19 protein-coding genes are annotated in these 20285 nt (G+C 41.5%); 9 read left to right on the top strand and 10 right to left on the bottom strand.

What is annotated here, in order from left to right; translation table 11 throughout:
- The first annotated feature begins 55 nt into the window (after window positions 1-55).
- From BQ5321_RS02145 to BQ5321_RS24780, 3 genes are all read left to right on the top strand, one after another.
- The gene (locus BQ5321_RS02145) at window positions 56-1117 is read left to right on the top strand and encodes an S-layer homology domain-containing protein (RefSeq protein ID WP_071392976.1); all 1062 of its coding nucleotides are present in this window, start codon (window positions 56-58) and stop codon (window positions 1115-1117) included.
- Window positions 1118-1249: 132 nt separating this feature from the next.
- A complete protein-coding gene (locus tag BQ5321_RS02150; RefSeq protein ID WP_071392977.1) occupies window positions 1250-1711 on the top strand; it encodes a hypothetical protein in 462 nt (153 codons plus the stop codon).
- A 224-nt stretch (window positions 1712-1935) separates the two neighbouring features.
- The gene (locus tag BQ5321_RS24780) at window positions 1936-2067 is read left to right on the top strand and encodes a hypothetical protein (protein ID WP_261798730.1); all 132 of its coding nucleotides are present in this window, start codon (window positions 1936-1938) and stop codon (window positions 2065-2067) included.
- A gap of 127 nt (window positions 2068-2194) precedes the next feature.
- On the opposite strand, the gene BQ5321_RS02155 is transcribed toward BQ5321_RS24780, so the two are convergent.
- From BQ5321_RS02155 to BQ5321_RS02190, 8 genes are all read right to left on the bottom strand, one after another.
- Window positions 2195-3241, bottom strand: a complete 1047-nt coding sequence (locus tag BQ5321_RS02155) for an S-layer homology domain-containing protein (RefSeq protein WP_071392978.1) — start codon at window positions 3239-3241, stop codon at window positions 2195-2197.
- Window positions 3242-3393: 152 nt separating this feature from the next.
- A complete protein-coding gene (gene sdaAA / locus BQ5321_RS02160) occupies window positions 3394-4296 on the bottom strand; it encodes an L-serine ammonia-lyase, iron-sulfur-dependent, subunit alpha (RefSeq protein WP_071392979.1) in 903 nt (300 codons plus the stop codon).
- A 195-nt stretch (window positions 4297-4491) separates the two neighbouring features.
- Window positions 4492-5151 carry an L-serine ammonia-lyase, iron-sulfur-dependent subunit beta gene (gene sdaAB / locus BQ5321_RS02165; RefSeq protein ID WP_071392980.1) on the bottom strand — a complete coding sequence of 220 codons (660 nt, stop codon included), beginning with the start codon at window positions 5149-5151 and terminating at the stop codon, window positions 4492-4494.
- A 300-nt stretch (window positions 5152-5451) separates the two neighbouring features.
- Entirely contained in the window at window positions 5452-6642 is a 1191-nt protein-coding gene (locus BQ5321_RS02170; RefSeq protein ID WP_071392981.1) for a glycine C-acetyltransferase, read from the bottom strand.
- Window positions 6643-6755: 113 nt separating this feature from the next.
- The gene (locus BQ5321_RS02175) at window positions 6756-7880 is read right to left on the bottom strand and encodes a GerAB/ArcD/ProY family transporter (protein ID WP_071392982.1); all 1125 of its coding nucleotides are present in this window, start codon (window positions 7878-7880) and stop codon (window positions 6756-6758) included.
- Between the two features lie 17 nt (window positions 7881-7897).
- Window positions 7898-8131 (bottom strand): hypothetical protein, encoded by a 234-nt coding sequence (locus tag BQ5321_RS02180; RefSeq protein ID WP_071392983.1) that lies wholly within the window; start codon window positions 8129-8131, stop codon window positions 7898-7900.
- Window positions 8132-8133: 2 nt separating this feature from the next.
- Window positions 8134-9324, bottom strand: coding sequence for a Ger(x)C family spore germination protein (locus BQ5321_RS02185; protein WP_071392984.1), 1191 nt, complete (start codon window positions 9322-9324; stop codon window positions 8134-8136).
- A 167-nt stretch (window positions 9325-9491) separates the two neighbouring features.
- Window positions 9492-11105 carry a spore germination protein gene (locus BQ5321_RS02190; RefSeq protein ID WP_084786608.1) on the bottom strand — a complete coding sequence of 538 codons (1614 nt, stop codon included), beginning with the start codon at window positions 11103-11105 and terminating at the stop codon, window positions 9492-9494.
- An 857-nt stretch (window positions 11106-11962) separates the two neighbouring features.
- Between BQ5321_RS02190 and BQ5321_RS24335 the strand changes: the two genes are divergently transcribed.
- Complete coding sequence (locus BQ5321_RS24335; RefSeq protein ID WP_187143710.1) at window positions 11963-12118, top strand: hypothetical protein; 156 nt, start codon at window positions 11963-11965, stop codon at window positions 12116-12118.
- 215 nt (window positions 12119-12333) lie between these two features.
- Here the strand turns inward: BQ5321_RS24335 and BQ5321_RS02195 are convergent, their stop codons facing one another.
- Window positions 12334-12747, bottom strand: a complete 414-nt coding sequence (locus BQ5321_RS02195; RefSeq protein WP_159433397.1) for an FMN-binding protein — start codon at window positions 12745-12747, stop codon at window positions 12334-12336.
- Window positions 12748-13302: 555 nt separating this feature from the next.
- On the opposite strand from BQ5321_RS02195, the gene BQ5321_RS02200 reads away from it, so the two are divergent.
- Complete coding sequence (locus BQ5321_RS02200) at window positions 13303-13647, top strand: FMN-binding protein (protein WP_071392986.1); 345 nt, start codon at window positions 13303-13305, stop codon at window positions 13645-13647.
- Between the two features lie 21 nt (window positions 13648-13668).
- Entirely contained in the window at window positions 13669-15156 is a 1488-nt protein-coding gene (locus tag BQ5321_RS02205; protein WP_071392987.1) for an FAD-dependent oxidoreductase, read from the top strand.
- A gap of 280 nt (window positions 15157-15436) precedes the next feature.
- On the opposite strand, the gene BQ5321_RS02210 is transcribed toward BQ5321_RS02205, so the two are convergent.
- Window positions 15437-16162 (bottom strand): polysaccharide deacetylase family protein, encoded by a 726-nt coding sequence (locus BQ5321_RS02210; protein ID WP_071392988.1) that lies wholly within the window; start codon window positions 16160-16162, stop codon window positions 15437-15439.
- Window positions 16163-16405: 243 nt separating this feature from the next.
- Here BQ5321_RS02210 and BQ5321_RS02215 point away from each other — a divergent pair, with 243 nt between their 5' ends.
- From BQ5321_RS02215 to BQ5321_RS02225, 3 genes are all read left to right on the top strand, one after another.
- Window positions 16406-16594, top strand: coding sequence for a twin-arginine translocase TatA/TatE family subunit (locus BQ5321_RS02215; protein ID WP_071392989.1), 189 nt, complete (start codon window positions 16406-16408; stop codon window positions 16592-16594).
- A 115-nt stretch (window positions 16595-16709) separates the two neighbouring features.
- A complete protein-coding gene (gene tatC, locus BQ5321_RS02220; protein WP_071392990.1) occupies window positions 16710-17453 on the top strand; it encodes a twin-arginine translocase subunit TatC in 744 nt (247 codons plus the stop codon).
- A gap of 271 nt (window positions 17454-17724) precedes the next feature.
- Entirely contained in the window at window positions 17725-20247 is a 2523-nt protein-coding gene (locus BQ5321_RS02225) for a bifunctional diguanylate cyclase/phosphodiesterase (RefSeq protein ID WP_071392991.1), read from the top strand.
- Window positions 20248-20285 lie beyond the last annotated feature (38 nt).

Consider the following 20285-nt stretch of genomic DNA (forward strand, 5'->3'; position numbering starts at 1 on the left):
GCTGTTATATTACATAGTCTATCAATTATTAGACTGCATTGAGGGGTGAACAAGTATGAAAACAATCAAACTGTTGTTACTTGTATTGTTCGTTGCTTTACTCCCGTATCAAATGGCGTTAGCAGGAGAAATGAAAACGGTTTCAGATTATAAATTTTCCGATGAAGGGTTTAATGATCATTGGGCGTCTGAGGAGATGGAAAATCTACTCTATGCCGATGTAGTGGAGGGCTCCACAGGTCATGGTGGTCTGTTGTATGTAAATCCGGATGAACACATCACCCGTGCCCAGTTTGTGAGGACGATTGTAGCTGCATTAGGATTATCAAGTGATGGACTGGGAAAGTCGTTTTTAGATGTAGAAAAGGGTGAATGGTACGGTGATTCCATTCGAATAGCCAGTGATTTGGGACTGGTTGATGGCGACAAGGGCTATTTTTATCCACATGCCCCTATTACAAGAGCCGAAATCACAAAGATTATAGTGCTAGCTTTTGAAAATACAACCGTTTTTTCAAGTGATAGTGGAAAGACCTTTAAGGATGTTACGCAAGATAATTGGGCAAACCGGTTTATTCAAATGGCCTCATCCGCACATATTATCAATGGCTATGGAGATTCCTTCAGTCCGAACCAATTTGCGACGAGGGCGGAAGCGTTTGTCATGCTTCAACGAGCACTTCAGCAGGAACTATCAGAGTTGCCTGAGGATGCGGACCTGACAAATGTTTTACAGAATTATATTACCCGCGAGCATACCTTGGTTGAAACAAACCGTTTCGCCGAAATAGCGGATTTAGATAAGGAATATGGAACAGGCTTCTATCAATCAGGGGGCGGCGATCCAAAGCCATTTGATTGGTTCTATCCCGCGGTCGAAGAAGCGGAGATTACCATCGAAATCAATGATGAAGACATGCAGTTCAAGGTCCTGGAAAAAGCAAACCGCTTCGCAAAGGTCCAAGTATCTGGAATCAGCGTAACCATCGATGCGAAACTCCCATCACAGCCAGAGCTTAATCAAAACTTCACCACCCAGATGGATAATGGAGTATACCACCTTAAAAAAGACAGCTTAACAGGTAAATGGAAAATCTACAATTATCAGGATCGATAACGTAAATATCATTTTTCGTCATAGTACGAAAGAATGGAATGGTCCTTTTGGATGAACTTCTGCTTACACTTTTTTATATTCCAACATTTCGATGGACAAATATGTTATAAAAAAGGTAAGGGGGAATGTACCATGAAAAAGATGCGATTTGGTTTTCTTGCTTTGTTGATTATGGTCATTATGGCGTTTGCTTCTGCCTGTGGAACAACAGAGGAAGAAGCTGTCGATCCTGGAGATGAGAATGTGACAGATGTTCAGGATGAGCAAACGACGAATGATGACTCTGAGGATGTTGAAGAGCCAGTGGTTGATGAAGAGCCTACTGAAACCGAGGGTTCAGGTGAGGGTGAAGATCCAGTCGTAGGTGACGAAGAATCTACAGATGCTCTAACCGTAAAGGGAACATTTGGAGGTTTAGCTGACCCACATACCTTTGAACTGCAAACAGATGCAGCTGCAGAGGGTGTTATGGCCTTTCAATTTTACGATGAAGAAATTGGTGAAAAGCTTGCCGACATGAAGGATGGACAAGAATTGACCGTTATTTATAAGACGAACGAACATGGTCAAAACCTTGTAGAGAGCATCGAATAACGCAAATTTTGAACAAATGATAGAAGGACGCAAGGAGAGTAAACCAATCAGGGTTTGCTCTCTTTGCTATTTTGAATGAGAAAAGCTAATTTGATTCGCATAGCGGATAAGATATAAAGCAAACTAAAAAAGGATGCCGATAACAGAGCTGACCTCAAGTTATTCATATTGATTTCGTTGGCATCCGAGAAGGAGACCTTTAATAACGAAAGGATAGTGTAAAAATGCCTAAAAATAAGCATCGCGCAAACAATAAGAACAATGCTCTACCAAAAGCGGACGTGGAGTTTGCTGAGGAAAGAGGAAATGGATTTGAAAAAGTAGCCCTAAAAGCGCTGGAAAAACAGAATAAGTAAGGGGAAGCTCATCGTTAAAAAGAAGTGCCTGACCAAAGTGATCAAGCACTTCTTTTGTGTCTTTTTGAAGCTACTCTATGTTTCGGGCAGACTAGCCTGAACACGCATGATATCCTGAAATGACACCTTATTCGATTTCTATTAGCTCAGCTATCGTAGTCCCAGCTCGGGTCACTTTAATCATTCCGCTGGTTGGGGCAAAATAGCTTACATACCCGTCAGTTCTTGTTACTTCAACGACGTTATCGAAGGTTCCAGCTGGTGTGGTCATAGATAAATCGACGGCTGTTATTTGATAATAATCCGGGATATCCCCATAACCGTCCCATTTATGACCGACTTCAACTGGCTGGGCGACCTCTATTGAATACTCAGAATAGGGGTAACCGAATTTATAGCCTTCGCTATCCTGTTTTTCCACGATTGAATAGGAGGATCCGTCCTCATGATAGACCTGCCAGAGATTCCAATCATCATCCGCATGGGAGTAAACATAACGTGCATCACCTTCATTCTCATAATGATAATGATAGACCTTAGATGGGTCCTTTAGAAAAATGAGAGGCAGCTCCACCTTAAAATCATCATGTAAAGCACGTGCTAAAAAGGCTGAAAAATGGGCGCGTGTTACATACAGATAGGGACGAAAGGTGTTGTCCTCAAAGCCTTGTGTAAGGTTATTAGCAATGATTATTTTGATATGTAGGTAGCTTTCCATCGTAGGTGACAGGTCGGTAAAAGGAATGTGGGATTCTTCTGTGAGGTTAAAGGCTCTTGATAGAATGATGGCAGTCTGAGCTCGAGTGATCATCTGGTTTGGACGAAAGGTACCATCAGGAAATCCTTTCATCACACCTGCTTCTGCTATAGCGCCAATAAAGCCGCTTGCTATATGCTCAGAAGGAACGTCAGTAAATATGGTGCTTCGCTCTGAGCCATTAATCTTTAAAGCTCGTCCAAGCATAATGGCCGCTTCTGCACGTGTCATGTCCGCTTCCGGTCGAACCGTATGATCAGGGTACCCGTCAATGATCTTTTCATGTTGAAGAAAGGCTATTTCTTGATAAAATTTGTGGCTGGATGGTAAATCAGTAAACGATGAGGCGGCAGCACTAAGGTTGAAGCAGTTAAATAAAAAGAATAATCCAACGATCGATAGGAACCATTTTCGCAAAAACCACTCACCCCTCTTAAAAAGTATTCTGTAAATCCATTATAATAGTAGATAGCTCATAATATTAGTGATAATTCTGAAAAAACACAAAAAGATGCAAGAGGACAACTCAGTGCTTCAAAAATGAAGCAGTTGACCGTCCACATGCATCCTTAATTCACTAGATAATCCACAAGGCGTTCCTTTGGTTGACCAAATATTTCTGCCTCGAGTCTTCGTCCGGTTGGTGTAGCGGCTAATCCGCCTTCTGCGGTTTCTCTTAAGGAGGATGGCATCGTTTGTCCAATTGCATACATAGCGGCAATAACCTCATCACATGGAATGCGACTGGTAATGCCGGCAAGGGCCATGTCAGCTGCTGTCAGGGCATTGGAAGCTCCCATCGCATTCCGTTTTACACAAGGGACTTCCACAAGCCCTGCAACCGGGTCGCAAACCAAGCCAAGCATATTTTTTAAGGTAATTGCCATCGCATCGGCTGATTGCTGTGGTGTACCACCCGCCATTTCAACAATGGAAGCGGCTGCCATGCCTGCCGCTGTTCCAACCTCTGCCTGGCAGCCGCCTGCTGCACCTGCAATGCATGCGTTATTTGCTACAATAAATCCAAAGGCAGCCGCTGTAAAAAGATACTCAATCATTTCATATCTGGTTGGATTTAGGCTTTCCTTTACAGCAAACAAAGTACCGGGTACAACCCCCGCTGAACCGGCTGTCGGTGTTGCGCAAATCGTTCCCATTGCGGCATTTACCTCGTTTGTGGCGACAGCCTTGCTGACCGCATCTAACAGGAGTGTTCCTGTGAGTGTGTTACCCTTTTGGATATAGTTTTGCAATAAGACTGCATCCCCGCCAGTCAATCCTGTCCGCGAATGAACGCCTTTTAGCCCACGCTCCACGGCGCGCTCCATTACTGTTAAGTTTTGCTCCATTTTGGCTATCACCTCGTCACGGGAAAGCCCCGAAAGCTCTACCTCCTGACGAATCATAACCTCAGCTATCTTGATTTGATCCATTTCTGCTGCTTTGACGAGTTCAGCGACATTGCGAAACATAAGTTTTCCCCCTGATGTACGTCTTTCTTCTATCTAGTAGGTTGTCCTAAGATGGACGTGAGACCTGCTTATCTGCTTGTATTATTGTATGGAAAAACAGGTGCGATTTTCACATGGAGCCGATTTCCTCCCAATGCATGACTTAGGTGATGGGTGTTAGAACTTCAACCTACACAAGAATATCCTGTTAATCGTTTACTCCACCATCCTAATCACCCCGGTCACATAGTCCAGCTGCTTGAGTTCGGCAATCACAGAGTCGTCCATTTTTTCATCGACCTCAATCACCATAATCGCGGTGTCACCTTTTTCCTTTCGAGCTACTTCCATATGGCCAATATTGATTCTGTATTTCGATAAAATGGTAGTCACGCGGCTTATAACCCCAAAGCGGTCATAGTGGGTGACAAGAATAGCGGGATCACCCGATAGCTTCAATTTAAACGAGTTGATTTCCGTAATCTCAATCGCACCGCCACCAATCGAGATTCCGATGACTTCAAGCTGCTTTTCATCGTCGGATAGCTGAATCTTGACGGTGTTAGGATGCTCCGGTACGGCCTCCTCTGTTTGAAAAACAACCTCCATGCCGACTTGATCAGCGATGTCAAAGGCGTCGGGAATCCGTTCATCAAAGGTATCAAAATCCAATAAGCCAGCCACAAGAGCCAAATCTGTTCCGTGGCCCTTGTACGTTTTGGCAAAAGAACCATAAAGCGAAATGACGACTTTAGTTGGCTGTCTTTCGAAAAGGGTGCGCGCTACTCGGCCGATCCGGGCTGCGCCTGCCGTATGGGAGCTGGAAGGTCCAATCATCACCGGACCGATAATATCAAATGCTGAGCGATATTTCATGTAGAATCACCTAAGTTCTAATTGTAATTTAATGGAAGTGAGACAACCTCAGTCTTCATGATTTTGTAAATGAAGAAACTTCCCTCTGATGAAGGGATTAAGGCTGGTATCTATAATAAAGGCACTCGTATCCATTGTAATTTTTCTTTTTCCCGTTTACGGTGATAAATATCTCATATTCTATACAAGTGGATGAAAAGTCTTTTTCAACTTTAAAAGGGTATGGTTATGGTTTACGATTTCCTTTTAGCTCGCATTCGATACTTTACTCGAATTCCTTATTTTTCAGGGGGGCTCACTCTAAAGGATATTTAATTCCTTTCCAATCTTTTCATATACAGCAAGGGCTTTATCGAGTATTCCCTTTGTATGTGCCGCTGTCGGCATATTTCTAACTCTTCCTGCTCCCTTTGGAACGGTCGGAAAGGTAATCGATTTCGCATATACGCCCTCCTCCATTAAACGGCGCGAGAAAAGCTGTGTTAAGCCTTCGTCACCAATCATACAAGGGGTAATGGGGGTTTGCGAATGTCCGATGTTAAAGCCTTGTCTTTTCAGACCGGCCTTCAGATAGTCGCCATTTTCCCAAAGCTTATGAACCCTTTGGGTTGATTCCATCATCATGTCAATGGCTTCCATGCATGCTGCTGCATCACTTGGTGTCATGGCGGTTGAGAACAGGAAAGGTCGGGCTCGGACCTTCAGCCAGTCAATTAATTTTTGGGAACCAGCCACATAACCACCAACTACCCCGATTGCTTTTGAGAGTGTTCCTATTTGAAAATCAATCCGGTCGGATAGTCCGAAATGCTTCACAGTCCCGGCCCCCGCACCCATAACACCTGAGCCATGAGCATCGTCTACATAGGTAATCAAATCGAATTCATCTGCAATCTCGACAATTTCGGGAAGCTTTGCTACATCACCATCCATGGAAAAAACGCCATCCGTGATATACATGATTTTTTCATATAATCCGCTTTCTGTTGCCTCCTTTGCCACACGCCGAAGGTCAGCCATGTCCTGGTGCTTCACACGCAGGATTCTTGCCCCTGACAGTCGACAGCCATCGATGATAGAGGCGTGATTTAGCTCGTCGGAAATAATCGCATCCCTTTTCGTCATGACGGCTGAAATGGCGCCCATATTGCAATTAAAGCCTGACTGGAAAGCAATGGCGGCTTCGGTGTACTTTAGTTCTGCAACTCTTTTTTCTAATTCATTGTGTATCGGAAGTGTCCCGTTAATCGTACGCACGGCACCCGCACCAACCCCATATTTCTTTACAGCCTCAATGGCTTTCTGCTTCAATCTGTCATGATTGGCGAGCCCTAGATAGTTATTGGAGGACAAATTGATAACGGTTTTCCCATTAATCTGGACCTCTGGACCATTTGGCCCCTCGACCGTATCAATTAGATTATAAAGCCCTTTATCGCGTAATTCTTTAAGCTGCGGCGTTAAGAAACGATCTAATGCCTCCTTAGCCAAGTCAATTCCCCCTCATCATCATGCATCTGTGTTTATTCAGAATCTATTAGCACAATCGCGTCTTTATTCTAGGTTTATCAGGAAGCAGGGGCTTTTCTGCTTCCAATCTTCATTCAATTTCCACTGGATGAGGATGAAGATACAGTACCACTCCTTTGCTTTTTTATTTTCCCTATTGTCAGAAGAAGCAAAGGGATGATGAAGCAGGTGAAAAGAGAGTACGGGACGAGTGTTTTCATGAGTGCCTCTTTAAATAGTGATATGTTTGGGTATTGCAGGATGGAGAAGCTAATGATTAGGATACCTAGTGGGAAAGCAAGGATTTGGTAGCTATTCAGCTTAAATAGCTGGGCAAGCCCTAATACTAGGCTGTAATAGCATAGCGTAAGCTTAAAATAAATCGATAAAAACCAAATAATCGCCACAATAATTTCAATCCGCTCAATAAAATCACCAATGCTGATTTTTTTCCCCATTAGATAGGTTGAATACATCTGTCTATTCGTCGTATCGGGTCCAAGTGAGATAAAGGTTAATAGGACAAGAAAAAATATAATCATACCGCCAATAAGGGCACCACTGTAAAAGGCTTTCTTTACTTTGTCTTTTTTTACTACATAAGGAACAATCATTAAGAATATCGAAAGCTCTAAAAAGGGTAGGGCTAATGTATGGTAGGAGCCCTTCAAAATGGGTTTAATCCCTTCCTCAAATACGGGTTGAATATTGATTAGCTCATACTCTGGAATCAAAAAGAGAAACAACAGGGTAAAAAGTCCTATTATCCAAGGAAAAAAAATCATCGCTGTCCGGCCAATTACCTCTATGCCTAAACGAATCCCAATCAGACTGGTTATTAAAAACATAATCATAATGATTTGAATAGGTGTTTCGACTAGAACATTGATGGTGATAAATTCACCAATCTCTCTTAAGAGAGTACTACAAACAAGAAAAATATAAGTGAGAAAGAGGATGGCTATAATGCTGCCGATCCATTTTCCGAGTATTTTCCGGCTGTATTCAACAAACGAAAGTTCAGGATAAAGGGAGGCAAGAAGATTATAGATATAAAGAAACCCTAATCCCGTTACAATCGCAATGAAATACGAGAGCCAACCATCCTGCCTGGCCGTACCAGCGAGAATGCTGGGTGCCAAAATGACTGAGCTTCCGATTGAAAAAATAATGACCATGATGCGAAAATCACCAATACTTATTTTCCCTTTTTCCAACATCAACCTTATACACCTGCCTATGATAAAATTCCATCTATGAATGTATGGATGGGTGTGCATATTTTTAATAGAATATTCGTAGGATTTGGAATCTCAACATTCAAATTTAAAAGGATATTTAATGTGATTCCTACTGACATGAATATAGAAAATACAATAAGATCTCGCCAATATTTGCGTTTAACAAGACGCGGGACTTCATAGGAAGAAACGGCAATTCCAATAAACAAAATACCTGTAATTCCCCACATCGCTATTCCCCCTTGTTTTGATTCTGAAGAGACTCTGAAATGGTTCCTAAACGGCGAATTTCAGCATTTACATGAATGGTTACTTCCACATTTTTAAACTCTTGATTCCAATTGGCTTTGAGCTTTTTCCAGCTAACCGGATCATCTCGATGGATTACTTCTCCAAATCCGAAAATATCACTATGTAGTTCGTTTTGAGCCCGATAGATAACCTTTTTGAGCTTATCTTCAATTTCAAGCTTATAATCAGATTCTATTTGTTTAATATGGTCTGGGTTTAGCAAATCGACGTTACACATGACTTCACCGATGTTACCCTCGGAGGTGACGGTGAGGTCTATTTGAGGCTTCCCATTTTTGACTTTCCCCTTTACATCAGTTTTCGAGCGAATGGTTTCAATCGAGATTTTCCCAGGGTGACACGGGACGGTAACAAGTGTGTTATAGACATTGTCTGTAATATAGTTGTAGCCCTTGCTTTCATCCTCGGTCAACCAGCCAATCAGCCGGTCACTCTTAAAAGCGCCGATTTCTCCAATATGGAGAGTTGTCGCTGGAGTAGAATGCTGAACATTGGAGACATTGCCTCCCTTATCGGGATTCCCGGTAAGGTGTATCCCTGTTAATACGGCTTCTTTACTTGGTGATAGGATATTATTAATTAATTCATCGAGCTGCACCGTTTTGGTGACGGTCCATGACCTCTCAGAATTCTTCATGGATGCATAAAGCTTATTAACAGGAATATTCTCTAGAGCGGACTGCACCTTTAGGATATCGAGTGCTTTTTGTCCCTTAGCAACGGTAATATAAAAATCCGTTCTTAATTCATGGTCACGTGCTAAAAAATCAAGCGTTTTTCCAATTCCCTCCTTGGCAAGCTCCTCACTAAATACCACCTGACGAAGCTGTGCCATGTAGATTTTCCGCGGTGAAAAGGTAGAAAGTCTGCGTAGGGCTTCAAACACGGTATCCCCTTTCACCTTTGCAGTGAGAACCTCTGATCGTCCTGACCGCTGTTTGCCGGATAGCTCACCAGGATTCACAATCTGAACCGAAACCAAATATCCATCCTTTGCCTTATCAATCCCCAAACCTACACAAATCGCGAGCTCATTCAATTCGCGCTTACTCCAGCAGCCGCATAAAGTCATCATGATAACCACCAACAATAACACCAATTTCTTTTTCATTTATATCCCTCACTAACATGTAGAAGCATGAGTAATGGTCACCTGATTCTATTTATTAGAAGCATAGGGTGGTTTTCATGCTTCATAAAAGGTAAATCTTCCTGAATAGGATTCGCTCCATTTCATCCTCTTGTATAAAAAGGATGCCATAATGCCCTCCGCCTGTATCATTTAGGTGGCTTAGGAGGTGGTGTTGTGGAGCGAGTTATGTTGTTTGGACTGATGAGTCTTGGTCTTGTTCGCAGGAGCCAGCGTGGTGCTCTTACAAAGTTATCCTTCTGATCCTGCAGGTTAAAGGGAGCATTTGGAGCAAGATAGGGAATGCCAAATGATCGAATGCTGCTCATATGAAGGACCATGACAATCAAGCCTAATAAAATGCCGAATAAGCCAAAGGAGGCCGCCAGTAACATTAAGGGAAATCGCAGCAACCTCGTTGAAATCGACATATTGAAAGAAGGTGAAACAAAACTACTAATAGCGGTTAAGGCAACGACAATCACCATGGAGGCCGATACAATGCCAGCTTCTACTGCAGCCTGTCCAATGACTAACGCTCCGACAATGGAAATGGCCGATCCTACTGCTCGCGGCATTCGGATGCCAGCTTCCCGCAAAATCTCAAAGGTAATTTCCATCATAATCGCTTCTACTAAAGCAGGAAGCGGTACCCCTTCACGCTGAGCGGCTAGGCTAATCAGCATTTCACTTGGCAGCATTTCCTGATGAAAGGTGGTGACGGCAATGTAGGCTGAAGGTGTAAGCAATGCCAGGAAAAAGGCCAGGTATCGTAGCAGCCGAATAAAGGTTGAAATATCGGCACGCTGATAATAGTCTTCGCTGGATTGGAAGAAATGAATGAATAGAGAGGGAACCACAAGTACAAAGGGGGTTCCATCTATAACAAGGGCAATCCTTCCCTCCAGCAGTGCAGCTGCAACAGAATCGGGTCGTTCCGTATTCATTACGGTGGGAAAAGGTGAATACCTCGCATCCTGAATAAACTCTTCAATATGTCCGCTTTCTAATATTCCATCAATCCTGATCCGCTTAAGTCGGCTTTTCACTTCTGCTACAATATCGTCCGTAGCGATCCCAGCTATGTACATGATGGAGATGTCGGTTTGGGTTCTGGTGCCAAGTTTCATGGAATCAACTCGAAGATTTTTATCCTTAATTCGTCTTCGAATTAACGCTGTATTTGTCCGTAGCGTTTCCGTAAAACAATCCTTAGGGCCCCTAACAACTGTTTGTGAAGTGGGTTCTGCCACACTGCGTTTTTCCCAGCCTCTGGAGTTCAGTGCCAGTCCCTTTGAAACACCGTTCATTAACAGGACGGTATCACCTGAAAGGACGGTAGAGAAAAGTGTCTCGAAATCGGTAAATTCCTTTAAATCGGCAACGGGCATTCCCCGTGCTTTAATGGTGCGGAATACATTTTCATTTTGGTTTCGCGTTCCTACATGAATTTTTTGAATATCGACCATCAAGCTCTCTAAGATGAACTCCTGGATGAAGGCAGAATTAGACAATCCATCAGCATAAATCAGGCAGACGGTTTGTCCCTCTTGTTCAACTAAAGGAAATTTTCGTAATGTGATGTCAGAGCTGTTTCCTGTTGTTGTATTAAAGTAGGAGAGATTCTCTTCTAAATCAGATGACAGCTGTTTCACGTTAGGATCCTTATCACTATTCTCAATTGACTGGTTAGATTGAGACTCTTCATTCTTTTGTATTTGAGATTTTTTTCGTCTAATTGGGTACACTTTACGCGTACGCACGGTAAATCACCTCATCTCATACCTCTTCATTGCTGACAGTAAGCCATCTTGCAGGGAATAGCTTTAACCGCGACTTCATAAATGTCATACGAATTTGTCTTCGAATATTAAAATATTTATAAATTACTTTTCCCAACGTCCTGAGAATTATTAAAAAAAGCATGAAGCAGGGTATTCTTTAATAGGAATGAAAAAGGACAAGGAATGAAGTGAGAAATCGTTTCATTCCTTGTCCTTTTTTGTATGTTTTATAACGTATTAATTAAACTCCATTCAGCAGAAGTCCTCCACTTCTACAAGTGGGGGATGAAGGCAAATGGTCCTTCGATTCAGTGGGGGTTCAAACCCCGGCTGAATGAAGTTAAGCCTCCGGCGGATGTCTCGGATTTTTTAAAGGTAATTTATCGAGCGAGCTCGATAAAAATCCGGACGCAAATTCGACGGGCGAATTTGATATGGGGAAAAATGTGGACGGTTTTGTAGCTTCTTTTAGTCCTAGGAGGGTACCGAGAGAAGAAAACCGTCCAATGAATAGCCATCACTTAAATAAGTGAAGCAATTCACATTATCAAAGCACCTTTATCTTACTGGATTTGGAAGCAGGAAGACAATATCCTTTCAAAGGATTTCACCAACATGACAAAATGATATTGCTAAAATGTGAAGTGATGAGCTTGATTGGTGCTTGGAAAATGGCTCATGGCTGTTTCTATCGCTTCATTGAATAATAGAAACTACATCTATCGATTTTTTTCTGGGTGATTATTGTAACAGTTAACATTTTGACAAAAGAAAATATTCTCCTGAGTGCTTGTACATACTATAATCGTTACGATTTCAAAAGGAGATGAAGACAAATGTCAAAGCAAGGTGTCCAAAACAATAATCAAACAAGAGCACAAAAAGAGAGACAGGATAATCGAAACGATCTTGAACTAGGTAATGAATTTCAAATAGGAAACTCTGGTTCGCAAAGCCAGAAAAAAAGTGGACGACAGGTAAATAAAAAGTAGGTAGTCTTACTAGAAGAATCAGCTCTATTAACGATTTGGCTCGATAAAAATCCGGGCGAATTTGATACAGATCTATCAGGTTATTTGCGACTGACCATCAGCGGGGAAGAGGTAGACGAAAGGTAGAGAAGTCTATCGAGGAGGACTGACTAACACAGCCTATGCTTCGAAAAAACCCGTTGATGGATGTTTTACACTTTTCATCCACAGCTTGACTAGTATTCGTTGTCGACACTTTTCGTGATATCGTCGAGGCTAGCCCCAGCAGCTAATAGTGCTTCTTTGACAGCACCGATAATGGCTCTGCTTGTATATGTGGCACCTGCAACCGTATCAACCGAAATGGATTGCCTTTCGACAATAGCATGAGGAATTTGCTCGAGTGCATCATCCGTTATGGCCTCCGTTTCACGATGTTCGATAATGTTTACCTCTTTAATCGTATTTTCATCCACTGTAACCGAAACCTTAATCGGTCCTTTGTAGCCTTCTGTTTTTTCCTTGTAGGTTCCAGGATGAAAAATGCCCGTTTCCCCAGCATTACTTTCGATAGCTTGGCCGCAGCCAGCTATCAGCAGTAACACAAAAATATACAGCAAGTACTTTAATACACCACTCCTCTTTTTCATAATTCTCAGCTCCATTTTTTTATTACTATATTTACAATATTTTCCTAATTTCATCTTAACAAACAAAAACTCATCTCACTATAGACCAGTCATTTTGTAAGAATTTAGTCATATCATTATGGCGAAGTTATTACAAAATAAGAATGTTTCGTGATTACCGATTCAGTGGGGGTTCAAACCCCGGCTGAATGAAGTTAAGCCTCCGGCGAGTCTTGCGATTTTTTAAAGGTAGTTTACCCGAGCGATGCAGGTAATCCGGACGCAAATTCGACGGGCGAATTTTATCTGTGTGAGCAAAAATTGACGGGAGTCTACTATTGTCACTCAGGTTGACGTTTTTATGAATAGTGCGTGAATTCCGTTGACGTTTCTATTATTGAGAATTATATTTACATTGAGCGTTATGGATAGAATTGGTATATCATAGAGAGTTCAAAACGCGAGATAGGCATTTAATAAAATGTGAATCTACTCACATGATGAATTGCTTTAACTTCACTATAAAGAATTAAGGCGAAATAAATTTGTGATTATTTTCACAAAAGGAGAGAAAACATGAAAAAGAAATTCATGACAGCTGCAGCAATCGTTGGAACAGCTATCGTTCTTTTTGGCTGCGGCGGAGGTGGCAGTGAGTGGGCTGACGGTGACTATGAGGGAAGAGCTGAAGGGATGCATGGTGACTTAGTTGTAAACGTTTCCATCGAAGAGGGGAAAATCTCAAAGGTTGATATTGTGGAACATGCAGAATCACCAGGAGTCTCTGATGGTGCAATTGAACAGGTACCTCAATCGATTGTGGAGCAGCAAAGTACAGAAGTTGATACGGTCACAGGTGCAACCTCAACATCCAACACGATCATTACAGCTGTAAATGATGCTTTAAGTAAGGCGGAATAAATAATTCTAGGAGGTAACGTGATGTTATCTGGAAAAAAGGCTAAATTTATTAGTTTATTTCTTAGTATGATTATGATTCTAGCCTTCTTCTCCGGCTGCTCTAGCAAGGATTCCGGTGAAGAAACATCTAGTGGCGATGACGCTACTAAAGAAACCGCTACTGAAACAGTCAAGGATTATGATGTTGTAGTCATTGGCGGAGGGGCGGCAGGACTATCTGCAGCCATTGAAGCCTCTGAAGCAGGCTCCAAGGTGGTTGTACTAGAGAAAATGCCGTTTGTTGGTGGAAGTACGCTGATTTCCGGCGGTATTATTTATGCAACCGGCTCCGAGCTTCAAGAAAAAGCAGGTGTAGAGGACTCAGTGGAAAATCTTGTAAACTATTGGATGGAACGCTCAGAAGGACATGCTGACGAAGTACTGTTAAGAACCGTTGCGGAAAAATCAGGCGACACTATCAATTGGCTTGTGAATGATGTTGGTGTTGAACTGCCAAATCTATCTCCAGCTGGGATTAGTCCTGTATTAAGAGCACATTCAACGACTGACGGCGGTAATGGAATTATTGCTCCATTAAAGGCCTATGCTGAAAGCAAAAACGTGGAAATTTTATTAGAAACAACAGCAAAAGAATTGATTCAAAGTGATGATGGTCAAATTACTGGTGTGAAAGCAGTGGATAAGGACGATAATGAAATTACCTTTAATGCAAAATCCGTTGTATTAGCGACTGGTGGTTTTGATAGAAACGAAGATTTAATGAAGAAATACAACCCTGACCTTATGGGCAAAGATAATACTAACTATGTAGGAATGGGAAATACTGGTGATGGCTTGCTTATGGCTGGGGAAGTAGGAGCTGAGATAGTAGGTAACGGTGGCGTCATTGGTATAAGAGGCGTTGAAGGGGAGCCAAACTTTGAATCTGAAGTGAGTATGATTATGTGGAGCCCCTATTTATTAGTCAATAAAGAGGGCAAGCGTTTTGTGAATGAAGCAACTGATTATCCAATCATTCATACGGCCTTATCACAGCAAACAGATAAAAGTGCGTATTTAATCTTTGATGGCACAACATACAACGAGCTATTAGACAAAGCAGTTGAAAGAGGAGAAGCCTTTGTGTCTGATTCTCTTGAGGATTTAGCGAGCCAGGCTGGTCTTGATAAGGATGTATTCGCTGCAACTGTAACAGAATACAATTCTATGGTAGAAAGCGGTCAGGATACTTTATTTGGCAAGGATATGTCCAAGCAAACCAAAATTGAAAACGCAAAATTCTATGCCGTTAAAGTTGTCTCGGCAACAATCGGTACCATGACTGGCGTTAAAATCGATGCAGATACACATGTATTAGACAAAGAGGGACAACCAATTCCAAACCTATACGCAGCAGGGGAAGTAGCAAACGGAGACTTCTTCTATAGAGAGTATCCTGCTAGCGGAACCTCCATCCAAATGAGCTTAACCTTTGGTAGAATTGCTGGAACCAATGCAGCAGAAAAATAAAAAGGAAGGAAGCATGGGGAAGATTCTTGTGCTAGCAATACTGTAAATGCAAAAGACGCCTGTCATAGACAGACGTCTTTCCTGCGTATTGCGGCAATGGACCAGATGACCACATTCATCCGTTCGCATAGCGAATGTCCATTGACTTATGCAAATTAGCTCATCGCTTGATTAATATAACATTAATAGGAAGGATTAACAAGCTGATTTTTACTATGGTAAAAAGTTACAGATTATCCTCTCGCAAGATTCCTATTCTCTTTTGATATAGATTAAAGGATTATTCTACAAGTTTGGCAAAGTCTTCAATCGTTGTTGAGTTTTTAACATAGGTTCGCGGCAGGAGATATCGCTCATTTTTGATATTCTGTTCTTTATAGGGACCCGGTGTTGTTGTGAGTCCGTATTGATAGTATTTCTTGGTTTCCTCGACTACCCTGGAATTAAAGTTGCCGTAAGGGTACGAAAGGGCAATGACAGGCTTGCCGGTGATTCTTTCAATCTTTTTCTTTGAGTCCTGCAGCTCATATTCCATCTTTTCTCTCTTAGTCAAATCCGGATGTGTGGCTGTGTGAGATTGAATCGAGAACAGACCTGTTTCTGCTAGCATTTTTAACTCTGCTGATGTTAAGCGACCAACTCCCCCAATGAAGTCGGAGATAACAAAGATAGTACCGGTTGGTTTAAATTCCTCGGTTCGCAGCCTTAAAAAAATCTCAAAGGCCTTCAAATTGTTTTTATACCCGTCATCAAAGGTAATAAAGATCGGTTTGTCTACAGTTTTTCGATCCTTCCAACGCTCAAAGGTTAATAGCGTGTAGCCATGGTCGCGTAAATACCTGATTTGCTCCTCAAAATGGTTCGGTGTAACATATAGCTCCTTCTGCCCTGTTCCCTGATACTCATCAATCGAATGATAGACAAGAATCGGAATGGCTTTTTCAGCATAAGCCTGTGTTGGTGCTAGAAATAGTATTCCTAATAATAAAACCACAGCTTTTTTCATACAAACCCCACTATTCATTATTTTTTCCTTAGTATTCCAAGAATGATTGAAAATATGATGGGGGACGTCGGGTCTCTTGTTTCGGTATAATATATGTAAATCTCGTAAATGGGGAATACGGTGCTAATTTTTTGTTAACAAACTGTGAAGTTTTCATTAAGTCTTCATGTTCATTTCGCTATTTTGAAATGGGTGTATTATAATAGTTTTTGAGATTAAAAGATAAATGAGGAGATGCACGCAATGCTAGCAAATATTGGCGTACCAGGATTAATTCTCATCATCGTATTGGCACTTATCATATTTGGCCCAAAGAAGCTGCCTGAACTTGGCCGTGCGGTTGGACAAACATTAGGCGAATTTAAGAAATCTGCACGTGAACTAACAAGTGATGACATGGATGAGACCAAAAAGGTCGAAGCAACTAAATAAGCTTAAAACAGGGTGTAAGGGAACTTACACCTTTTTCAAACGACTAAGTGGAATGACTAGGCTTAGCTGTGGAGTGTTCCAGTTTTGCAAATAAACTAATTAACGGGGATGTACTATGGAAGAAAAAGAGTTAAATTTAATAGACCATCTTGATGAACTAAGGTCAAGGCTGATAAAAATCGTTGCGGCATTTATTATACTATTCATAGTTGGGTTTATCTATGTCGAGGACGTCTATGCATGGATGACGAGCGATTTGGATGTCAAACTAATTGTACTCGGACCAAGTGATATTCTATGGATTTATTTTATGATTGCTACAGTGGTGGCCATAGCAGGGACGATTCCAGTATTGGCTTATCAATTATGGGCATTTATCAAGCCTGCCCTCAAGCCAAATGAAGTGAAGGTATCCTTATCCTATATTCCAGCTCTGTTCTTTTTATTTATTATCGGGCTGTGCTTTGGATACTTCATTATTTTTCCAACCATTATGAGCTTTTTAATAGAACTTGGTGGAGACATGATGGTAACCAACTTTACGGCGGAAAAATATTTCCGTTTTATCATGACCACGACCATTCCGTTTGGTATTCTATTTGAATTACCGGTCGTACTGATGTTTCTAACCTCCTTGGGAATCATTAATCCATATGTCCTGCAAAAGATTAGGAAATATGCATATTTCCTACTGATTGTCGTTGCGGTAGTGATATCACCACCGGACGTCATGTCCGACTTCTTAGTTGCAGTTCCATTATTATTCCTATATGAAATCAGCGTGAATCTATCAAAAATCGTCTATAAACGAAAGCTTAAAAAACAACAAAAATGGGAAGCCGAATTCGAAGAAGCATAAGTCATTCACTTATGCTTTTTTTGTTGCAATTAGTATAGGTGCTGGGGACATTTCCGTGTATTAACGTCATGAATATTATATTTCTATAGTTTATTCACAAAATGGTCAAATTTCTAAGAAGGTATTAAGGCCTATCGATAGAATTAAATATAAGGACTATTTAACTAATTGTTATATTCTTGTGAATCCCAAAAAATAGAAATTGTATTTTGTAAAAAGCAAATGGGATTCTGGAGGAATCAGTGTTTGCTTCGAAAAGAGAGGAGATTATATGAGGAATATAAAGTATATTTTTCAGTCTTCTAAAGATACAAGATTTATTATCCTGGCATCTGCCGTGTTTTTGATGGTTGCACTATGGTTTAGAGAGCCCTTTTACGGCATATTTGGAGAGAATAACTATTTAACCATCCATTTGATAATGGAATTTTTCATTATTACGATTTCGTTTACGATTGCGATTCAGTCTTGGATGGCTTTTCCCCATGTTTTGTCCAATTATCGTCTTTGGATTGGGGCGATGTTTTTTTCGGTAGGTTTAATTGAAATTGCCCATGCCATCACCTTTAAAGGGATGCCGTTTTTTCTCTCAGAAAGCTCAGCCTATAAAGCAACATGGTTCTTTATGGCAGCCCGTTTGACAGAGGTAGTCGGACTGTTGGCGATTGTAACATCAAAGGACAGGCTTGTTTGTTCAAGTAAGCGGTTTCTCGCCTATGGTATTTCATTCTTTTACGCCCTAACCTGGATCGTGATTGTGTTTTATCCCACCCCATTACTGCCAGAGCTAGTTCGGGAAGGTATCGGTACGACTTCCATTAAAAATAATCTCCAATATGCCGGCATGATACTAGAGGTTTTTATTATTTATTTCGTCATCGTCCGATCTCGCTCCCAAGAGTTTTTTAATCTTATGCTGATTATGGCTTCGCTGTACTTCATGACATCGGATTATTTTTTTACCACCTATAAAAGTGTTTATGATATCAATAATTTTATCGGTCACCTATTCCAAATAGCAGGGATGTACTTCATGCAAAGAGCCGTCTATCATACATCTGTTGAGGAGCCTTTCCAAAAGCAAAAGGAATCAGAGGAAAGGCTGAAGCAAAATAAACAGTTTCTCGAAACGATTACTTCGCATATGGGAGAAGGATTAATTGTAACAGATACGAGTGGGCATGTAACATTTATTAATCTGGAAGCTCAGCAGCTTCTTCAATGGACAAAGGATGAAGTGCAGGGTAAAAATATTTATTCGTTGATTCAGCAAAACGAAGAGCACAGCCTGGGGGTTTGCTCCTTTACCGATAGCAAGTCCTGTCGAGTAGAAAGGGATGTCTTCACCCGAAAGGATGGCACCACTTTTCCTACGGGCTATGTAATTACGCCGCTCTTGGAGGATGGGAAAGTAAACGGAAATATCATGGTTTTCCGTGATATCACACAGCAGGAAAAGGATCAGAGATTAATTCATCATATGGCCTTTTATGATGAATTAACGCAGCTACCGAACTTTCGTTTTTTAAAGGATGCATTATCTGACATCATTCTGAGTAAGCCGGATACGAAAACGGCTGTTCTTGAGCTGGATATTGACCGATTTAAAAATATTAATGAAGCACTGGGGCATTCCTTTGGTGATTCCATTTTACAGGGGGTTACGGAACGTTTGCAGCAGGTGATGTCTGAGAACATGATTTTAGGAAGGATGACGGGTGACCAATATGGTCTCATACTAACCTCGATTGCAGAAGAGGATGAAGTTATTCATTTGATTCAGCACATTCAAGATACGTTAAAGGAGCCGCTGGATGCCCAGAATCTATTATTGAATGTATCTATTAAAATTGGTGTGTCGATCTATCCTGATCACGGGATGAACTGTGACTTGTTATTTAAGCATGCGAATGTGGCGTTAATAGAGGCAAAGCAGCAGAATAGCGCTTATCAATTTTATCGTACGTCAATGGAAGGCAGGGCGATGGAGCGGCTTATTTTTGAAAATGATTTATTCCATGCGCTGGAGAATAAGGAGCTCAGTCTCGTTTATCAGCCACAGGTGGATATTCAAAGTGGAGACATCATTGGGCTGGAGGCGTTGATACGCTGGCAGCATCCGACACAGGGCTGGATTTCACCGGGAAAGTTCATCCCGATAGCTGAGGATACTGGACTCATTGTACCAATCGGGGAATGGGTGCTTCGAACCGCTTGTCAGCAAATGAAAGTGTGGCATGATGAAGGCTTTCCGCCGCTTGCCATTGGCGTTAATCTATCCATTAGACAATTTTACCAGGATGATTTAGTTGAAATGGTAAAGGGGGTCCTCGCAGAAACAGAGCTTGCTCCTGAATACCTAGATTTAGAGATTACCGAAAGCATGATGATGAATGCGGACTATGCGATGAGAAAGCTTAAGGAATTAAAGGAAGTTGGTGTTCAGATTTCGATTGATGACTTTGGAACGGGCTATTCCTCATTATCTTATTTAAAGCATCTGCCTGTCGACCGTCTGAAAATCGACCAATCCTTTGTTCGTGATATTGTCCATAATCCAGAAAAGGCCGATACAGCGGTTGTCTCAACAATTATTGCGCTGGCCAACAACTTGAATCTAAATGTCATTGCAGAAGGCGTCGAAACAGACATCCAAAAGGAGTTCCTGCAAAGCAGCCAATGCCAGCAACTCCAGGGCTATCTCTTCAGTCCGCCTTTGTTTCCAGAGGAATTTAGTTTGAAATATGAAAGCTTGAAAAAACAGCAGGGGGAGGTTCTGGTTTTTCCAAGTTAATAGGGTCTTAGAGACAAATTATTCATGCCGAGGGTTCT

Source organism: Bacillus tuaregi, assembly GCF_900104575.1.
Lineage (GTDB): Bacteria > Bacillota > Bacilli > Bacillales > Cytobacillaceae > Bacillus_BD > Bacillus_BD tuaregi.

What these genes read in the sequence shown, in the direction of transcription:
- BQ5321_RS02145 (WP_071392976.1), top strand. Translation starts at nt 56, where the DNA reads ATGAAAACAATCAAACTGTTGTTACTTGTATTGTTCGTTGCTTTACTC.
- BQ5321_RS02150 (WP_071392977.1), top strand. Translation starts at nt 1,250, where the DNA reads ATGAAAAAGATGCGATTTGGTTTTCTTGCTTTGTTGATTATGGTCATT.
- BQ5321_RS24780 (WP_261798730.1), top strand. Translation starts at nt 1,936, where the DNA reads ATGCCTAAAAATAAGCATCGCGCAAACAATAAGAACAATGCTCTACCA.
- sdaAA (WP_071392979.1), bottom strand. Translation starts at nt 4,296, where the DNA reads ATGTTTCGCAATGTCGCTGAACTCGTCAAAGCAGCAGAAATGGATCAA.
- sdaAB (WP_071392980.1), bottom strand. Translation starts at nt 5,151, where the DNA reads ATGAAATATCGCTCAGCATTTGATATTATCGGTCCGGTGATGATTGGA.
- BQ5321_RS02175 (WP_071392982.1), bottom strand. Translation starts at nt 7,880, where the DNA reads ATGTTGGAAAAAGGGAAAATAAGTATTGGTGATTTTCGCATCATGGTC.
- BQ5321_RS02180 (WP_071392983.1), bottom strand. Translation starts at nt 8,131, where the DNA reads ATGTGGGGAATTACAGGTATTTTGTTTATTGGAATTGCCGTTTCTTCC.
- BQ5321_RS02185 (WP_071392984.1), bottom strand. Translation starts at nt 9,324, where the DNA reads ATGAAAAAGAAATTGGTGTTATTGTTGGTGGTTATCATGATGACTTTA.
- BQ5321_RS24335 (WP_187143710.1), top strand. Translation starts at nt 11,963, where the DNA reads ATGTCAAAGCAAGGTGTCCAAAACAATAATCAAACAAGAGCACAAAAA.
- BQ5321_RS02195 (WP_159433397.1), bottom strand. Translation starts at nt 12,747, where the DNA reads ATGAAAAAGAGGAGTGGTGTATTAAAGTACTTGCTGTATATTTTTGTG.
- BQ5321_RS02200 (WP_071392986.1), top strand. Translation starts at nt 13,303, where the DNA reads ATGAAAAAGAAATTCATGACAGCTGCAGCAATCGTTGGAACAGCTATC.
- BQ5321_RS02205 (WP_071392987.1), top strand. Translation starts at nt 13,669, where the DNA reads ATGTTATCTGGAAAAAAGGCTAAATTTATTAGTTTATTTCTTAGTATG.
- BQ5321_RS02210 (WP_071392988.1), bottom strand. Translation starts at nt 16,162, where the DNA reads ATGAAAAAAGCTGTGGTTTTATTATTAGGAATACTATTTCTAGCACCA.
- BQ5321_RS02215 (WP_071392989.1), top strand. Translation starts at nt 16,406, where the DNA reads ATGCTAGCAAATATTGGCGTACCAGGATTAATTCTCATCATCGTATTG.
- tatC (WP_071392990.1), top strand. Translation starts at nt 16,710, where the DNA reads ATGGAAGAAAAAGAGTTAAATTTAATAGACCATCTTGATGAACTAAGG.
- BQ5321_RS02225 (WP_071392991.1), top strand. Translation starts at nt 17,725, where the DNA reads ATGAGGAATATAAAGTATATTTTTCAGTCTTCTAAAGATACAAGATTT.